The organism is Hymenobacter sp. 102 (assembly GCF_049949205.1).
In the GTDB taxonomy this organism is placed as follows: domain Bacteria; phylum Bacteroidota; class Bacteroidia; order Cytophagales; family Hymenobacteraceae; genus Hymenobacter.
Window position 1 is genome coordinate 458,938 of record NZ_CP188172.1, and the last position, 13,496, is coordinate 472,433.

Sequence of the window (13,496 nt, forward strand, 5' to 3'; positions counted from 1 at the left end):
CAATCATTGCGAGGGCGCGGGCCAACATAGTCCGTCCTTTTTCCAGAGTAAAGTTTAGACCTACGCAAACAGCCCCCTTCGTACGCACGAAGGGGGCTGTTTGCATGTAGAGACGCGACCCTTCGCGTCTCACGCCTACAATCGGGTTGGCATCAAGCGCTTGGCGAATTCAGCAGCCTCTGATTTTAAGAAGTAGAAATTGCCTCGGCTTAGCCTCGCCATGACAGACGGTTCTACTTTTTGACATCCTGTTTCTTCAACTCCTCGTAGCCACCGGCATTCAGCACTTTCTTAAAACCTTTGTCCTGCATTACCAAACCAGCTTGGTTGCTGCGGTTGCCGGAGCGGCAGTATAGCACATACACCTTGTTGGGGTCGAGCGACGCGAGGCGGGAGGCGAAATCAGGGGAGTTGAAGTTGAGGTTTTCGGCCCCGGCAAGGTGGCCGGCGGCGAATTCCTCCGGAGTACGCACGTCGAGCAGTACCGTGCCGGGTTGCTGGAGCAGAACCTTGGCTTTCTGGGGCGGAATTTTGGTAACGGCCGGAGCGGCAACGACGGCCGTTTCACCCCGAAGTGCGACATTCTTGGGGAGAGGAGAAGCCAGCTTAGCATCTTGAACCACATTGGTTTGCGCCATGGCGCTCAATGAGGCCACAGCAAAAGCGAGGGTAAGCGAATAGCGGAGCATAGGGTAGCTGGATGAAGGAGATGGACGAAACTGATTGAAAGACAAGTGCTCAGCAGAAATCGTTGCCTGCCGGGGAAATGATGTCCGAACAATAGCAGACAGAGGTTGCAAGTTGCCGGAACGGATTCAGGAAGGAAACAGACCGTCAGGCTCTACTACCGGCCTTTTGCTTAGAACAGGCTGGTTTGCTGACCAGCATCGGCTTTGGGCTGGGGGGCCGGGGCGGCGGGCTGCTGCTGTTCCTCCGGGGTTTCGGCCTCGTCGGTGGCGGTGGGGAGCATGGCCAGCAGGTCGGTTTCGCCAATGATGGGGACGTTGAGCGAAGTGGCTTTTTCGCGCTTGGCGGGGCCCATTTTGTCGCCGGCCACCAAGTAGCTGAGCTTCTTGCTGATGCTGCCCGTGATTTTGCCGCCGTGCTGCTCAATCAAATGCTGCAACTCCTCGCGGCTGTGCTGCTCAAACACCCCCGACAGCACAAACGTGAGGCCCGCCAGCCGGTCGCTCTGGGGCTGCGGGGCCTCGCCGGTGAGGGCTAGCTGCAACCCGGCGGCCTGCAACCGCTCCAGCAGCTGCCGGTTGGCGGGCTCCTGGAACCAGGCCGCCGCCGATTCGGCAATGACGCCGCCCACCTCGGGCACGGCGGCTAGGTCGGTGGCCGTGGCGGCGGCCAGGGCCTCCACAGTGCGGTAGTGGTTCACCAGTTTCTCGGCCACGGTCTCGCCCACGTACCGGATGCCCAGCCCGAACAGCACCCGATCAAAAGGCACCTGCTTGCTGGCTTCGAGCCCGGCCATGAGCCGCTGCACCGATTTTTCGCCCATGCGGTCCAGCTGGGCCAGCTCGGCGGCTTTAGCGGGCAGGTCGTAGAGCGAGGCGGCGTCCGTCACTAGCCCTAGGTCGAAGAAGCGGCCCACGGTTTCGGCTCCCAGCCCGTCGATGTTCAGGGCCTTGCGCGACACAAAGTGCTCCAGCTTGGCCTTGCGCTGGGGCGGGCAGCCCCGGTCGTTGGGGCAGCGGAAATGGGCCTCGCCCTCGGGCCGGATCAGCGGCGTACCGCAGGCCGGGCACTCGGTGGGATACACAATGGGCTGACTTTCGGCGGGGCGGGCGGCTACGTCCACGCCGGTAATCTTCGGGATAATCTCGCCGCCCTTCTCCACGAACACCATGTCGCCGAGGCGCAAATCGAGGGCGGCAATCTGGTTGGCGTTGTGCACCGAGGCGCGCTTCACCACGGTGCCCGCCAGGGGCACGGGCTCCAGCAGGGCCACCGGCGTAACGGCCCCGGTGCGGCCCACCTGGTACTGAATGGCCTGCAAACGGGTGCGGCCGGCCTCGGCGGGGTACTTGTAGGCAATGGCCCAGCGGGGGCTTTTGGCCGTGAAGCCCAGCAGCTCCTGCTGGCGAAAATCGTCCACCTTAATCACAATACCGTCCGTAGCTACGGGCAGCTCAAACCGCTTTTTGTCCCACTGATGCACGAAGTCCAGCACTTCCTCAATCGTGCCGCACAGCCGCCAGGTATCCGATACGGGCAGGCCCCAGGCGCGCAGGGCTTCCAGCGAGGCGCTGTGGGTGGGGAACTGGTTGCGGCCGGGCATCAGGAAGGAATAGGCGTAGAAGCGCAGCCGGCGGGCCGCCACCTGGGCCGAATCCTGGAGCTTGAGCGCGCCCGAGGCGGCGTTGCGCGGGTTAGCCAGCAGGGCCTCGCCGTTGGCTTCGCGCTCCTGGTTCAGCTCCGCGAATACGGGCAGGGGCATGAAAATCTCGCCGCGCACCTCAAACTCGGGGGGCTGGGGCGCGCCCTCGGGGCGCAGGTGCAGGGGCAGGTTCCGGATGGTGCGTACGTTGCTGGTCACCACGTCGCCGCGGGTACCGTCGCCGCGCGTAACGCCCTGCGTGAGCTGACCCTGCTGGTAGGTGAGGCTCATGGCCACGCCGTCGAACTTCAGCTCGCACACGTAGGCCACGTCGGCCCCTTCCAGGCCCCGGCGCACCCGCTCGTCGAACTCGCGCAGGTCGGCTTCGGAGTAGGTGTTGCCCAGGCTGAGCATGGGGTAGCGGTGCTCGGCCGTGGGGAACTGCTTGGTGATGGTGCCGCCCACGCGCTGCGTGGGGGAGTTGGGGTGGGCCAGGTCGGGGTACTGCTGCTCCAGCTGGGCCAGCTGCGCCAGCAACTCATCAAATTCCTGGTCCGATACCTCGCTGATGTCGCGCTGGTAGTATTGGTAGTTGAGGTGGTGGAGGCGCTCGGTGAGGGCGGTTATCTGTTGCTGAAGTTCGGTCATGATGCGCGGGGCGGATTAGGGCTGCAAGCTACAAAGTAGCGGGTTTTTGGGCCCGGTTTCGCGTAGTGTCTCGGGGTGGAAGGCGCAGTGGTTCGCAGTGAACGGCCACTGCGAACCACTGCGCCTTCCACCCCGAGACACTACGCGAAAAAAGAAAGCCCCGGCCGGAAAGGGCCAGGGCTCTGGAATAGGAGTTAAAAATCTTAAAGCTGGCCCTGAATCAGGACTCCATCAGCTTCGAAATTGAGCTGCTCCTGGGGTTTGGTAATGGCGGCAATTTCCTGGGCCGATTTGCCGGCATCCTTGGCGTAGTGCTGCTGGGCCGCTACCGATACCACTTCGCGCTGGGCAATGCCGTTGACCACCACGGTGCGGCCGGCAATGTCCTTGGGTACGAAGAAGGCGTAATCCTTAAACTTCACCCGCATCTTCTGGCCATCGGGCAACGCCAGCGTCAGCCAGCAGCCTTTGGCCTGGCACACGGCATCGGCCTTGCCCACCAGCGTGAGTGGGGCCGAGCTGCGGCTGCCCAGCAGCTGCCGCACTTCGCCCACCGGTCGGGCCTTCGCTGCAGCAAAGCCAGCGCCGTAAATGGTGCCGGGAGCCACGGTTTGGGCTTTGGCCTGGGCGGCGGTTTCAGCCTTGTCGTCGCAGGCTTCGGCTACTTTAGTCGACTTTTTCTGGGCCGATACGCTTACGGGCAGGCTTAGCGCCAGGGTAATGGCCGGTACACTCAATGAGAGGAAAGTGCGCATAGCAGGCAACGGGATGAAGTGATTGGAGGCCTGAATTTACGATTTTTTCACCTTGACTTTCTCTTTCACTTTCTGCGGACCCTGGGTAGCCATACCACTGTTGATGGCCGTCAGGAGTTGTACTTGGCTGAGCTTACCTTTTTTGTCATACAGTTCGGTTTTGACTACGCCCACCTCCGGTGCGTAGAACTGCACCACCCGCAGCGCGTCGCGCATCACCATATCGGCCCGGGCAATGGTCGAAATTTCCTGCTGGCCTTCCACCTTGTAGCACTGAAACGTGCCGGCGGGCGTAGTTACCGCCTCCGTGCCCGTGATTTTGCGATTCTGCACTACGGCATTTACGGTGGCAATGCTCACGGCCGTGCTGCTAACCTGCACGTTCACCCCGCCGCCGGGCAGGCTGCTGCCCACGGTGGGGCGGTTGGGCCAGGCAATGGGCATGGGCGTATAGGCAAACAGCCGGTCGCGGAAGGAGCGCAGGGCCGTGGGTTCCAGCAGGGCCATACCATCGGTGAAGGCCGTATCCTGGCGACAACGGAACGTAAGGTCCTGCTGGTGTAACAGGCGGTTTTTGGCATCGTAGAGGCCTTGCTTGAGCAGCACGGTGCCAGTAGTAATGGTTTTCTTTTTATTCTGCTCGGAGCCCATGCTCACCACGCGCTGCCGGATGGTGCCGGCGGGTTTGCCGCTCCCATCCTGCAACTGGTACACGCGCTCCATATTGTCGTGGAGGCCAAAGGGGGCCTGGCACTCGGGGGTGGGGGCAGGCGTCTGAGCCTGGGCGAGGGTGGGCAGTAAAACGGCCAACGCGGCAACAAATCGAATCATAACTAGGAAAAAATGGGTGGCAAACCAACCGTTGAGGTTGCATACGCAGCCTGCAGTATTTGGATTCTGGCGGTACAGCGGGCCGCCGGTTTCCCCGCAGTGGCAAATGCCTTGCCAGTTGTAGCGTGTAACTTGCCCCGGCAACGGCCGTTTGCCGGTGTACCATCGACGAGGTCGTCGGCGGTTTTTCTGTTATTCTCTCCTTTCATTATGCCTGAACAACCAACTTCCTGGGCCGACACAGCGGCTTCCCTGCTTTCCAAGCTTTCCGGGGGCGTAGAACTGGCCCTGAACTTCGAGCAGATGGAGCTGCAGGTGCCCAACCCCCAAAATCCGGCCACGCCCACTACCTGGCGGCTCAATGGCTCGTTGCGCATCCGTACCCGGGGCGAGAATCCGCCCAGCAACGCGCTGCCACCCGTTACGCCCCCCGGCCTTGGCTAAGGGGCTGGATGTTGAGGCCCGGCTACTCATCAGCCTCGATGGGGACGACATTCAGGTGGCGGGCTCCGGGGGCTACCTGATTGTGAACCTGCCTAGCCAACGGGTGCTGGACAAGCTGACCAGCGGCCCACCCAAGGACCCCAACGCCCCGCCTGAGCCCCGTACCGGCCCCCGGCCCGACCCCATGCAGCAGCTCAACGACTTGGCGCACGAGCTGGGCCTGGTGCTGGACCTGCGGGTGGGTGGCAAAACCTACGTAACCTTCGGAGCGGGCCGCTCCGCCAAGATTACACTCAACGCCGTGCTGGGTAAAATCGGCTCTTTCTTCCGGAAAGAGTAAGCCAATGGCTGCCCAGCAGTGCTGATACCGGACCTGCAGCTTGGCAGTGGTTAGCGCCCTAAAAACGCACGTCGGCGCGGGCTACTTTTACGTACCTTGGAGAAGCCTCATCTGGTAGGTGCCGGGTGCTCCGGCCGGAACTAATGGGGAAGCAATTGGTTTGCTAGCACGTACGCAACTCCGCTCTACCACCATGAATTCCGATTTTGAACCCAGCAACAAGGTAGGGGCCAACCGCCCGGCATCATCTTTCCAGCGTCTGGAGCGCGTGCCGCTGTTGATGATGATGCTGTATGTAGGGCTGGTGGGCATTTCAGCGTTATTTCTGGTGCTGGTAGGAGCATACGCCTACACGCGGCTGCGCAACGGCGAAACCATTGGCAACGGGTATGCGCTGCCCCGCTACTTTTCGCTGAGTACCCTTGTGCTGCTCCTGAGTACCTACGTTATTTCTCAGAGCCGGCGGCTGTACGCACAAGACAATCTATCGGCCCTGACACGCTGTCTGGGGGCTACATTCCTGTTGAGCAGTATTTTTTCCGGCCTGCAGTTACTAGGCTGGCAGGAGCTGAGTCAGCAGGGACTTAACTTCACCGGCGAGGCCAGCAGCACATTTGTGTACCTGATATCGGGGGTGCACGTGCTGCACGTGCTGGGGGGGATGTTGTTTCTGCTGGTGCTGCTGGTACGCACTCACCACGCCTCCCGCGACGCCGTGCGCAGCCTGGTGTTTATCCGTAACCCCTACCGCGTGCTCCAGCTGCGCATGATAACGCTGTACTGGCACTTCATTGATGGGGTGTGGCTGGCCCTGTTTGCCGCGTTTCTGTTCCTGTAGTAACCCGCGTTGTTCACTACCAGAAGACCTCGGGCCAGGATCAATCCGGTAAAACCGGTGGTCCTGGCCCGAGGCTTTTTTTGCGCAATGTGCGGAGCCTAGTCGGCAATAGTTACGGTGCCCTTGTACTTCTTTCCGTCCGTAAACTCAATCAGGTAGAAATACACGCCCGACGGCTGCTGGCCCCCATCCCAGCGAAAGGCCCGGTTAGTGGTGCGAAACACTTGGTTGCCCCAGCGCGAGAAAATCAGGATATCGGCGAAGTTGGAGTCGCAAAAATCAGGGGGGAGATTAGCCCGGGCGTTATCAAGGGTAAACACATCATTCAGGCCATCTGCGTTGTGGGGGGTGATGATATTGGGGGGCAAAAAAGGCTGCACCGCCGGCGGCTCCACCACAAAGCGTACCCTGCGGGCGCGGGGCTGCGGCCGGCAGGTGCTTTCCTGCAACTGAAAGGTGACTTCCAGCCCGTTACGCCGCACGGCTTCACAGTTGCTTACCCATCGGAAAGTGGCGCTGGCGGCCCCGGTGCCGTTGCGGGGCGTGAACGTCATGCCTGCGGTAGCCAGGACGAAGCCGTTGCCAGTGGCATCCAGTACCAGGGCATCCTGGTCGATATCGGTGCCCTCCAGCGTGGCCTCAAATACCCCATTCAGCGGCCGGCGAATAACGAGAACAGAGTCGGCGGCAGTGGAGGCGGGGAAGCTGGAACGCAGGACGGGTGGCGTATTCTGATAATCAATTTGTATTGGAATGATTACGGTGGTGGCCTGCCGCTCATTACAGGGAGAGGCTGCCGCCGTAAATTCAAACTCATATACGGGTTTATCCACGGCCCGGCAGTCAACCCGCCAGCTGAAGCGCCCATTCAGTTGCTTGCCGGCACTGCCCTGGGTGAGGCCGGCACCCAGGTTCACCGGCGCGAATCCCCGGCCCGTCATGGTCAGGGTCAGCGGGTCGCCGTCGGGGTCAGTAGCCGCTAGGTCAAAGGTTATCAGGTCGCCGACGCGGGCGCGGAGGGGCGGAGTAGCCGTGGTAGTAAGGGCCGGAGCACCGTTAGGGTCGGGCACAGAGGTGAAAGCCACTCGCACTGTATCGCGCTTGGGCAGGCTGCAGCCATTATCGGCCACTATTACATCCAGCAGGAAGACCTTGCCCCGGGTGTTGAAGCACTCCGGAAAACACAGCCGCGACACCACCGTATCGGGCACGCCGGGGGCCCTTACCGTGCCCTGCTGCACACTCAATGAAGGCAGCACCCCGGTAAAGTTAACCGGACTCAGCGACAGGGACAGGGCGGAGGCAGGGTCGGCATCGGTGAAGCGCAGCGTAACGCACCGGTCTTTGCCCGGCGTCAGGCGGAGCGTGTCCCGGCTGGGTTGGTAGGCGCGGGTAGCCCCGGGCAGTTGCAGCAGTACTTTGGGGCGGGTGTTGGTGGCGCAGGTGATGACCTTGAGCTGAAAATCGCGCCGTACTTCCCCCAGGCGTACCCCTTTGCGGTATTCCGTGCACCGGATGGCAAACACAAACAGGCCCAGCTGAGTGGGCCGCACCTCCAGCCGGCCATTCTGCCGGCCAATCCGCAGGGTGGGGGCGCCCGGAATCTGGTAGGTTTCGCTCAGGCCCGGCACCCAGAAAATGGGCGCGTAGGGAGCCGGGTCAGCGAAGCCGGGATTTGGGAAGGCCGTGGTGGAGTGTCCGTTGAGTGGAGTAGCCAGGTCATACACCAATGAGTCGCCATCCACGTCCTGCCCGCCGAAATTATAGTAGAACAGCTCGCCCCGGCAGGCATAGTCGCTCAGGGGCGGAAAAATGCGGGGCGTGGAGTTGCGCAGTGCCACGCCATTGCGTACCACCGGCGGAATCTCCAGGTAAAATGTTTGCGCAGCTCCGGCGGGATTGATAATGTTGCTGATAGTATTGTTGCGGCAGCAGCGCTCCACGGCCACGTAGTAACCGGTGGCATTGGCGTAGGTCTGGGGCGGGAGGGCAATAGTGCTGGTGTACACAATCCGGCGCGTTACCAGATCGGAGGTGGCACAGGCCGGGCTGGTGTAGCTTACCAGCGTGTTGTTGAGCTGGGAAAGGGTCACATTCATCATGCGCCGGTTGGATCCTTTCTCAAAGATGCTGGCCACCATCTGCGGGTCCAGGGCTCCGGGGTTGCCATTCACCGCATCAAAGTACAGATTGAGGGTCAGCTGGTAGGAGTTGCCACTCAGGTACTGCAAGTCCAGCTCCCCGCCCACAATGTGCGTAGCCCGGGCCGCCGGCGCGGCCAGCCAGCACACTAGCAGTAGCACTACAAAGCGGCCGGAAAGCAGAAAGGAAGGTAAAGTTGACATCATACGCGCACAAAAAGCTAGCTCCCCAGTAAGGTACAACGACTTTAGCCAACTATCTATACCAGAACGGTGCCGGACACGGGCAATGGTGCCGTACCTTAGGCTTTCATCCCACCTTACGCGGTTTCTATGCTATCCTCTCGTTACTACGCAGCGGCCCTGCTCATCCTGGGGCTGAGCAGTTCGGCCTTTGCCCAGTTGCCCGCTTACCAACCAGCCGCCATTGATCTGGACGGCTCGGCGGCGCTGGCCTGTGCCCGTACCCATACCAGTGCCCTACGCCCGGCCTACGCCAGCCTCAGCCACCGCCAGAAAATGGCCCGCTACGACGTGAAATACTACAAGCTGGACCTGAACCTGACCAACACCACCCGCTCCGTAAGCGGCGTGGTAACAATAAAAGCGCTGGCTGGCGCAGCGGGGCTTGATTCGCTGGCGTTCGAACTGTACTCCACGCACACCATCGACTCGGTGGTGGTGAACGGCAAACCCGCGTTGGGCAGCCGGCGCAAGGGACTGGGCGACGTTACCGTGGGCCTGGGGCAGCCGGTAGCGGCCAACACGCTCTTCAACGCCCTGATTTACTACCGCGGCACCGCACCCAACGGTGGTTCGGCGGCCATCGGCAACGCCCTCGATACCCGGGTGGCCCCGACGTACGGCGTCAGCACTACCTGGAGCCTTTCGGAGCCCTACAACGCCTATGAGTGGTGGCCCTGCAAGCAGACGCTCACCGATAAAGCCGATTCCTCCGACGTGTGGGTGTCAACAGCGGCCACCAACAAGGTTGGCTCCAACGGGGTGCTGCAACGCACCACTGCGCTGCCCGACGGCCGGGTGCGCCACGAGTGGAAGTCGCGCAACCCCATTGCCTACTACCTGATTTCGGTGGCCGTGGGGCCCTACGTGGAGTACGTGAACTATGCCAACCCCGCCGGCGGCTTGCGCATCCCCATCGTCAATTACCTCTACAACCAAGCTAATCTGAACGCCTACCGTACCGAAATAGACCGCACGCCGGGCTTTCTGGAGCACTTTTCGGAGCTGGTGGGGCTGTATCCGTTTGCCAACGAGAAATACGGGCACAGCATGGCTCCTTTCGGGGGCGGCATGGAGCACCAGACCATGACCACCCAGGACGGTTTCACGTTCACGCTCACCGCTCACGAGTTGATGCACCAGTGGTTTGGCGACAACGTGACCTGCGGGGCCTGGGAGGATATCTGGCTGAACGAAGGCTTTGCCTCCTACGGCGAGTATTTGGCCCTGAACCGGTTCAGCTCGGCCGCTGCGGCCCGCAACTGGATGGACCAGGCCCACGCCACCGCCATAAGCCAGCCCGGCGGCAGCGTATTTGTGTCGGACACCAGCGTCGTGAACCGTATTTTCAGCTACCGCCTGACCTATAAAAAGGCCGCTTCGCTGGTGCATATGCTGCGCTACGTACTCAACGACGACGTGAAATTCTTCCGGGCCCTGCGCACCTACCAGAGTTCCTACGGGGGGCGCACTGCCCGCACCCGCGACCTGCAGCGCATCTTCGAGGCCGAAGCGGGCCGCTCCCTGCAGTATTTCTTCGACCAGTGGTTTCGGGGCGAAGGATACCCCACGTTTGCCGTGCGCTGGAATCAGGCCAACGGGCTGGTGTACATCCAGAATACTGAAACCACATCCATGCCCGCCGTCACGCCCTTCTTCCTGACGGACGTGGATTACCGGCTCACCTTCACCGATGGCAGTACCCGCACCTTGCGCCTGAACCAGTACCAGCCGGTGGTAGCGGCGGCCGTGGCCGAAACGCGCCCCATCAGCAGCATCAGCGTCGACCCGGACCAGTGGCTGCTCAACGGGGCCGGCACCGTCACCCGCGACAATGGCCTGCTGACCGGCACCCGCACCGCCGCCGCTGTGGCTGCCCTTACGCTGTATCCCAACCCTTGCCGCGACCAGCTTCGGCTGGCCGATTTCAGCGGCGGGCAGGCCACGGCCGAGGTGCTGGATGCTACCGGGCGCGTGGTGCTGCGTCAGCGCGTGACGGCGGCGGTTCCCATTCTCCATACAACCGCGCTGGCTCCCGGCCTTTACCAGCTCCGGCTGCTGGCGTCAGGCGGCGTGGTCGCCCAGGCCCGCTTCGTGCGCGCTGAATAGAAACTGCCTGGCTTGTTGCAAAAAACACCGCCCGCTTTTCCTGAAAAAGCGGGCGGTGGTCTGTTATTGCCAGGAGAACCTGCTGCAGATTACAGCTTGCGGTATTCCGCAATCCGCTGCTCAATTTCCGGGGTAGGGGCCGGCTGGTTGAATACGGCCTCCATCAATTCATCGAAGGAAGCAGCCGGGGTGAAGATGGCATCCGAAAACGGGTTGCTCAGCACCCGGATAAAGCCGGGCTGCCCGTTGATGCGCACCAGATCCACGGTTACGTTACCGAAGCGCTGGTCGCAGCGGCCGGAGCTGGCGCAGTCGTGGGGGCGGGGTTTCAGGAAATACTTCTGGGTAGATTCCGTGAAGGTCTCGTGCCGGGTAGTGCGCTCATCGGCGGCACCCAGGTGATAGCCCAGCCCCAGCACCCGGTCCCGCAGATAATCGAACAGGTGCTGGAAGTTACCCGGACCAATGCTGGGGTCGTATAGAAAGACAGCCCCGTGCAGATGTGCTTCCCGGATTAGCTGCACCCGGAAACGGGCCCCCGGCAAGCCGGCCTTCTGGTAGTGGTAGGCCTTAAAGAACGGTCCCGTCCAGTTGCGGAATACCTCATCCGCCAGCCACTGCTGCCGCCGCCGCTCGTGGGCCGGGTGGCGCTGCAAGGGCTGCCATTCCGCCGAAGCGGGATGGGAGCTGGAAAAAAGCCGTTTAATAAAATTCAACAACGTGGTGCAGATGAGTTCAGTTGGTAACACGGCCCGGCACAAATGGTTTGTCGGCCCGGGCCAGCATGTGGTCCCTCAACCTAAATCAAACTGCGGGCCACACGCCGGCAAACCGGCAGTGAACAATAAAAAAAGCCTCTTCTGAGATAGAAGAGGCTTTTTTTAAACAAAGGCGCAGCTTATTTCACCCGCGTCCAGGTCTGCGACTTGCCAATGAGGGAGAAGCCGATGTAGCCTTTTACCTCCATGGTGTTGGCATTTTCCATTTTCATGTAGCAGGAGTACGTTTTGCCGCTTTCCGGGTCGTAAATCTTGCCGTCGTCCCACTTATTGTCGCTGTCGTACTCGAAGCCCTGCATGAACACCAGGCCCAAACGGGGGCGGCTGCGCAGCTTGGGGTCGGGATTCATGGAGTCCGTCTTGGGCTTGCCGGTTTTGGGGTCGTTGGGCACGGTAAGGGTTACAATTTTGCCGCAGAGCTTATTGCCGCACTTGTAAATCTCAAACGTGGCCTTTTTCTCAGCGTTTGTCCACACCCCCAGCGGAGACAGGGACTGGGCCGAGGCCGCACCGATCAGACCCAAAAAGAGGCCCAGGCAGAGGAACAAAATTTTTTTCATGGTGGTGGTGATGAAGTAAATGTGGGGTTTTCGGGAAAAAGATAGAGGAAAAGTCGGGAATGACGATGCACATCAACTCAACTATTGTCCGGAGTGGCAGTTGCAACTTTGGGGCCAGCCTGCCAATTGCGCAGCCAGAGGTATAATAGGTTTTGCTAAAACCTTTGATGGTCAGGTAGATGAAGAAAATATGGCGTGGGAGGCCTAAAAAAAGGCCTTTTTATTTTGAACCATCCCGGGGGCTTTTAACTTTACCTACCGTAGTGAGTGCTACAGCCCCCGCCAAGCAACCCTAAGGTGCTGGGAAGCGCGGCCCGGGTTATGTCGGATCTAAAGAAAGGAGGTACAAAATGTCTAGTAGTCCCAAACAAATCCTGCCAAGCCTGTCGAATGTAGTCCGCTTCACCGCCGGACGCGCGTAACAAGAGCTTCGCGCGGAACTCGCTCCTAACTGAGTTATTTCCCGCATTCTGGCAAGGTCTTACCTGATACGTAGATGGCGGGCCTGTACCCCAGGCCAACCGCTTGGTAAGATTTGAAGGATTAGATGCCCGGTCGCCCAGCACCCTCACCTTGGAGGTCTGCACAGGCAACCGGGCATCGTTGCGTTTATAGTACTATGAGAGATGAGTTATGAGAGTTGAATTATGAGTAATAGCACGACCAAATTCATAATTCATCTCTCATAATTCAGCTCTCACTCACAGCACCCGCCGCACCTGCATAAAGCGCCGCTCGTAATCGGTGCCTTCTACCTGGCTGATTTTGACGCCTGACTCGCGGCGGGCCGAGGAGGAGTGGATGAAGCGCAGCGGTTCACCGGGCTGGCTGAGCACAATGCCCGCGTGGCCGGGCGTGGTAGCCGTTTGGGCCGTGCCCGTGAAAACCACAATGTCGCCGGGGCGGGCCTGCTGGCGGGGCACCGGCCGGCCCACATCAATGAGCAGGGCCGTGGAGTGCGGCACCGGTACTTTGTAGCGGGCAAACACGTAGTTCACGAAGCCCGAGCAGTCGAAACCGGTGTCGGGGGTACTGCCGGCGTAGCAGTAGTTGGTGCCCAGCTGGCGCATAGCAAAGGCCACGATGCTGTCGGCGCGGGGGGAAGCGGTGTTACGGATGACGTAGGCCGTTTTACGGGCGGGAAGTGAGGCCGACGTTTCCGGTCCGGTTTGGGCAGAGTGCAGACGGGCATACGTGGCCCAGGCCAGCAGCCCTGCTACCAATCCCAGAAATATCAGCCAGACAAGACGCATAGGAGGATGACGCACGGTGGAGTTGCTCCCGTAACGGGCGGGTTCCGGTGGAGGTTGGGTAAAGCGTAAAGCCAGTGATGAAGAAAGCATCATAGATACAATAGGGGGGAGTTGGAGCGACGCGGGGAGAGGTATTGGCAATTTTGCGGCCAGGGTTGCAGCCTTCCACGGTTTTCCCCGTTCTTTGGCCGCCCGGCGGTATCGGCCGGCAACCCGTTTACTTTCT

At 60.8% G+C, this 13,496-nt stretch carries 12 protein-coding genes; 4 read left to right on the forward strand and 8 right to left on the reverse strand.

The genetic code is table 11. The annotated features are described in order from the left end of the window. Positions 1 to 233 precede the first annotated feature (233 nt). The 4 genes from ACN19L_RS01995 to ACN19L_RS02010 all read right to left on the reverse strand — a co-directional run bounded on the left by ACN19L_RS01995 (position 234) and on the right by ACN19L_RS02010 (position 4,563). Positions 234 to 689: a rhodanese-like domain-containing protein gene (locus ACN19L_RS01995; RefSeq protein ID WP_426491881.1), complete on the reverse strand. Its 456-nt coding sequence runs from the start codon at positions 687 to 689 to the stop codon at positions 234 to 236. A gap of 170 nt (positions 690 to 859) precedes the next feature. After that, the gene (ligA, locus tag ACN19L_RS02000) at positions 860 to 2,977 is read right to left on the reverse strand and encodes an NAD-dependent DNA ligase LigA (protein ID WP_426491882.1); all 2,118 of its coding nucleotides are present in this window, start codon (positions 2,975 to 2,977) and stop codon (positions 860 to 862) included. Positions 2,978 to 3,180: 203 nt separating this feature from the next. After that, the gene (locus ACN19L_RS02005) at positions 3,181 to 3,732 is read right to left on the reverse strand and encodes a DUF4920 domain-containing protein (protein ID WP_426491883.1); all 552 of its coding nucleotides are present in this window, start codon (positions 3,730 to 3,732) and stop codon (positions 3,181 to 3,183) included. 36 nt (positions 3,733 to 3,768) lie between these two features. Beyond that, entirely contained in the window at positions 3,769 to 4,563 is a 795-nt protein-coding gene (locus ACN19L_RS02010) for a hypothetical protein (RefSeq protein WP_426491884.1), read from the reverse strand. 210 nt (positions 4,564 to 4,773) lie between these two features. On the opposite strand from ACN19L_RS02010, the gene ACN19L_RS02015 reads away from it, so the two are divergent. From ACN19L_RS02015 to ACN19L_RS02025, 3 genes are all read left to right on the forward strand, one after another. Then, positions 4,774 to 5,007, forward strand: coding sequence for a hypothetical protein (locus ACN19L_RS02015; RefSeq protein WP_426491885.1), 234 nt, complete (start codon positions 4,774 to 4,776; stop codon positions 5,005 to 5,007). Next, complete coding sequence (locus ACN19L_RS02020; protein ID WP_426491886.1) at positions 5,000 to 5,347, forward strand: hypothetical protein; 348 nt, start codon at positions 5,000 to 5,002, stop codon at positions 5,345 to 5,347. Before ACN19L_RS02015 ends, ACN19L_RS02020 begins: the two co-directional genes overlap by 8 nt. 193 nt (positions 5,348 to 5,540) lie before the next feature. Continuing rightward, positions 5,541 to 6,185, forward strand: coding sequence for a cytochrome c oxidase subunit 3 (locus ACN19L_RS02025; RefSeq protein WP_426491887.1), 645 nt, complete (start codon positions 5,541 to 5,543; stop codon positions 6,183 to 6,185). A 98-nt stretch (positions 6,186 to 6,283) separates the two neighbouring features. Here ACN19L_RS02025 and ACN19L_RS02030 read toward each other — a convergent pair whose 3' ends face one another. Next, on the reverse strand, positions 6,284 to 8,533 hold the full coding sequence (locus ACN19L_RS02030; RefSeq protein ID WP_426491888.1) for a gliding motility-associated C-terminal domain-containing protein: 2,250 nt from the start codon (positions 8,531 to 8,533) through the stop codon (positions 6,284 to 6,286). A gap of 126 nt (positions 8,534 to 8,659) precedes the next feature. Here ACN19L_RS02030 and ACN19L_RS02035 point away from each other — a divergent pair, with 126 nt between their 5' ends. Next, positions 8,660 to 10,678: a M1 family metallopeptidase gene (locus ACN19L_RS02035; protein ID WP_426491889.1), complete on the forward strand. Its 2,019-nt coding sequence runs from the start codon at positions 8,660 to 8,662 to the stop codon at positions 10,676 to 10,678. Positions 10,679 to 10,767: 89 nt separating this feature from the next. Here the strand turns inward: ACN19L_RS02035 and ACN19L_RS02040 are convergent, their stop codons facing one another. The 3 genes from ACN19L_RS02040 to ACN19L_RS02050 form a co-directional block, all read right to left on the reverse strand. Then, positions 10,768 to 11,394: a hypothetical protein gene (locus ACN19L_RS02040; protein WP_426491890.1), complete on the reverse strand. Its 627-nt coding sequence runs from the start codon at positions 11,392 to 11,394 to the stop codon at positions 10,768 to 10,770. 182 nt (positions 11,395 to 11,576) lie between these two features. Then, entirely contained in the window at positions 11,577 to 12,017 is a 441-nt protein-coding gene (locus ACN19L_RS02045) for a DUF2147 domain-containing protein (protein ID WP_426491891.1), read from the reverse strand. A gap of 701 nt (positions 12,018 to 12,718) precedes the next feature. Then, positions 12,719 to 13,270, reverse strand: a complete 552-nt coding sequence (locus ACN19L_RS02050; RefSeq protein WP_426491892.1) for a C40 family peptidase — start codon at positions 13,268 to 13,270, stop codon at positions 12,719 to 12,721. Between the last annotated feature and the right edge of the window lie 226 nt (positions 13,271 to 13,496).

Bases quoted from the DNA above. Each gene is read 5' to 3' on its own strand.
- ACN19L_RS01995 (WP_426491881.1), bottom strand. From the start codon at position 689: ATGCTCCGCTATTCGCTTACCCTCGCTTTTGCTGTGGCCTCATTGAGC.
- ligA (WP_426491882.1), bottom strand. From the start codon at position 2,977: ATGACCGAACTTCAGCAACAGATAACCGCCCTCACCGAGCGCCTCCAC.
- ACN19L_RS02005 (WP_426491883.1), bottom strand. From the start codon at position 3,732: ATGCGCACTTTCCTCTCATTGAGTGTACCGGCCATTACCCTGGCGCTA.
- ACN19L_RS02010 (WP_426491884.1), bottom strand. From the start codon at position 4,563: ATGATTCGATTTGTTGCCGCGTTGGCCGTTTTACTGCCCACCCTCGCC.
- ACN19L_RS02015 (WP_426491885.1), top strand. From the start codon at position 4,774: ATGCCTGAACAACCAACTTCCTGGGCCGACACAGCGGCTTCCCTGCTT.
- ACN19L_RS02025 (WP_426491887.1), top strand. From the start codon at position 5,541: ATGAATTCCGATTTTGAACCCAGCAACAAGGTAGGGGCCAACCGCCCG.
- ACN19L_RS02030 (WP_426491888.1), bottom strand. From the start codon at position 8,533: ATGATGTCAACTTTACCTTCCTTTCTGCTTTCCGGCCGCTTTGTAGTG.
- ACN19L_RS02035 (WP_426491889.1), top strand. From the start codon at position 8,660: ATGCTATCCTCTCGTTACTACGCAGCGGCCCTGCTCATCCTGGGGCTG.
- ACN19L_RS02045 (WP_426491891.1), bottom strand. From the start codon at position 12,017: ATGAAAAAAATTTTGTTCCTCTGCCTGGGCCTCTTTTTGGGTCTGATC.
- ACN19L_RS02050 (WP_426491892.1), bottom strand. From the start codon at position 13,270: ATGCGTCTTGTCTGGCTGATATTTCTGGGATTGGTAGCAGGGCTGCTG.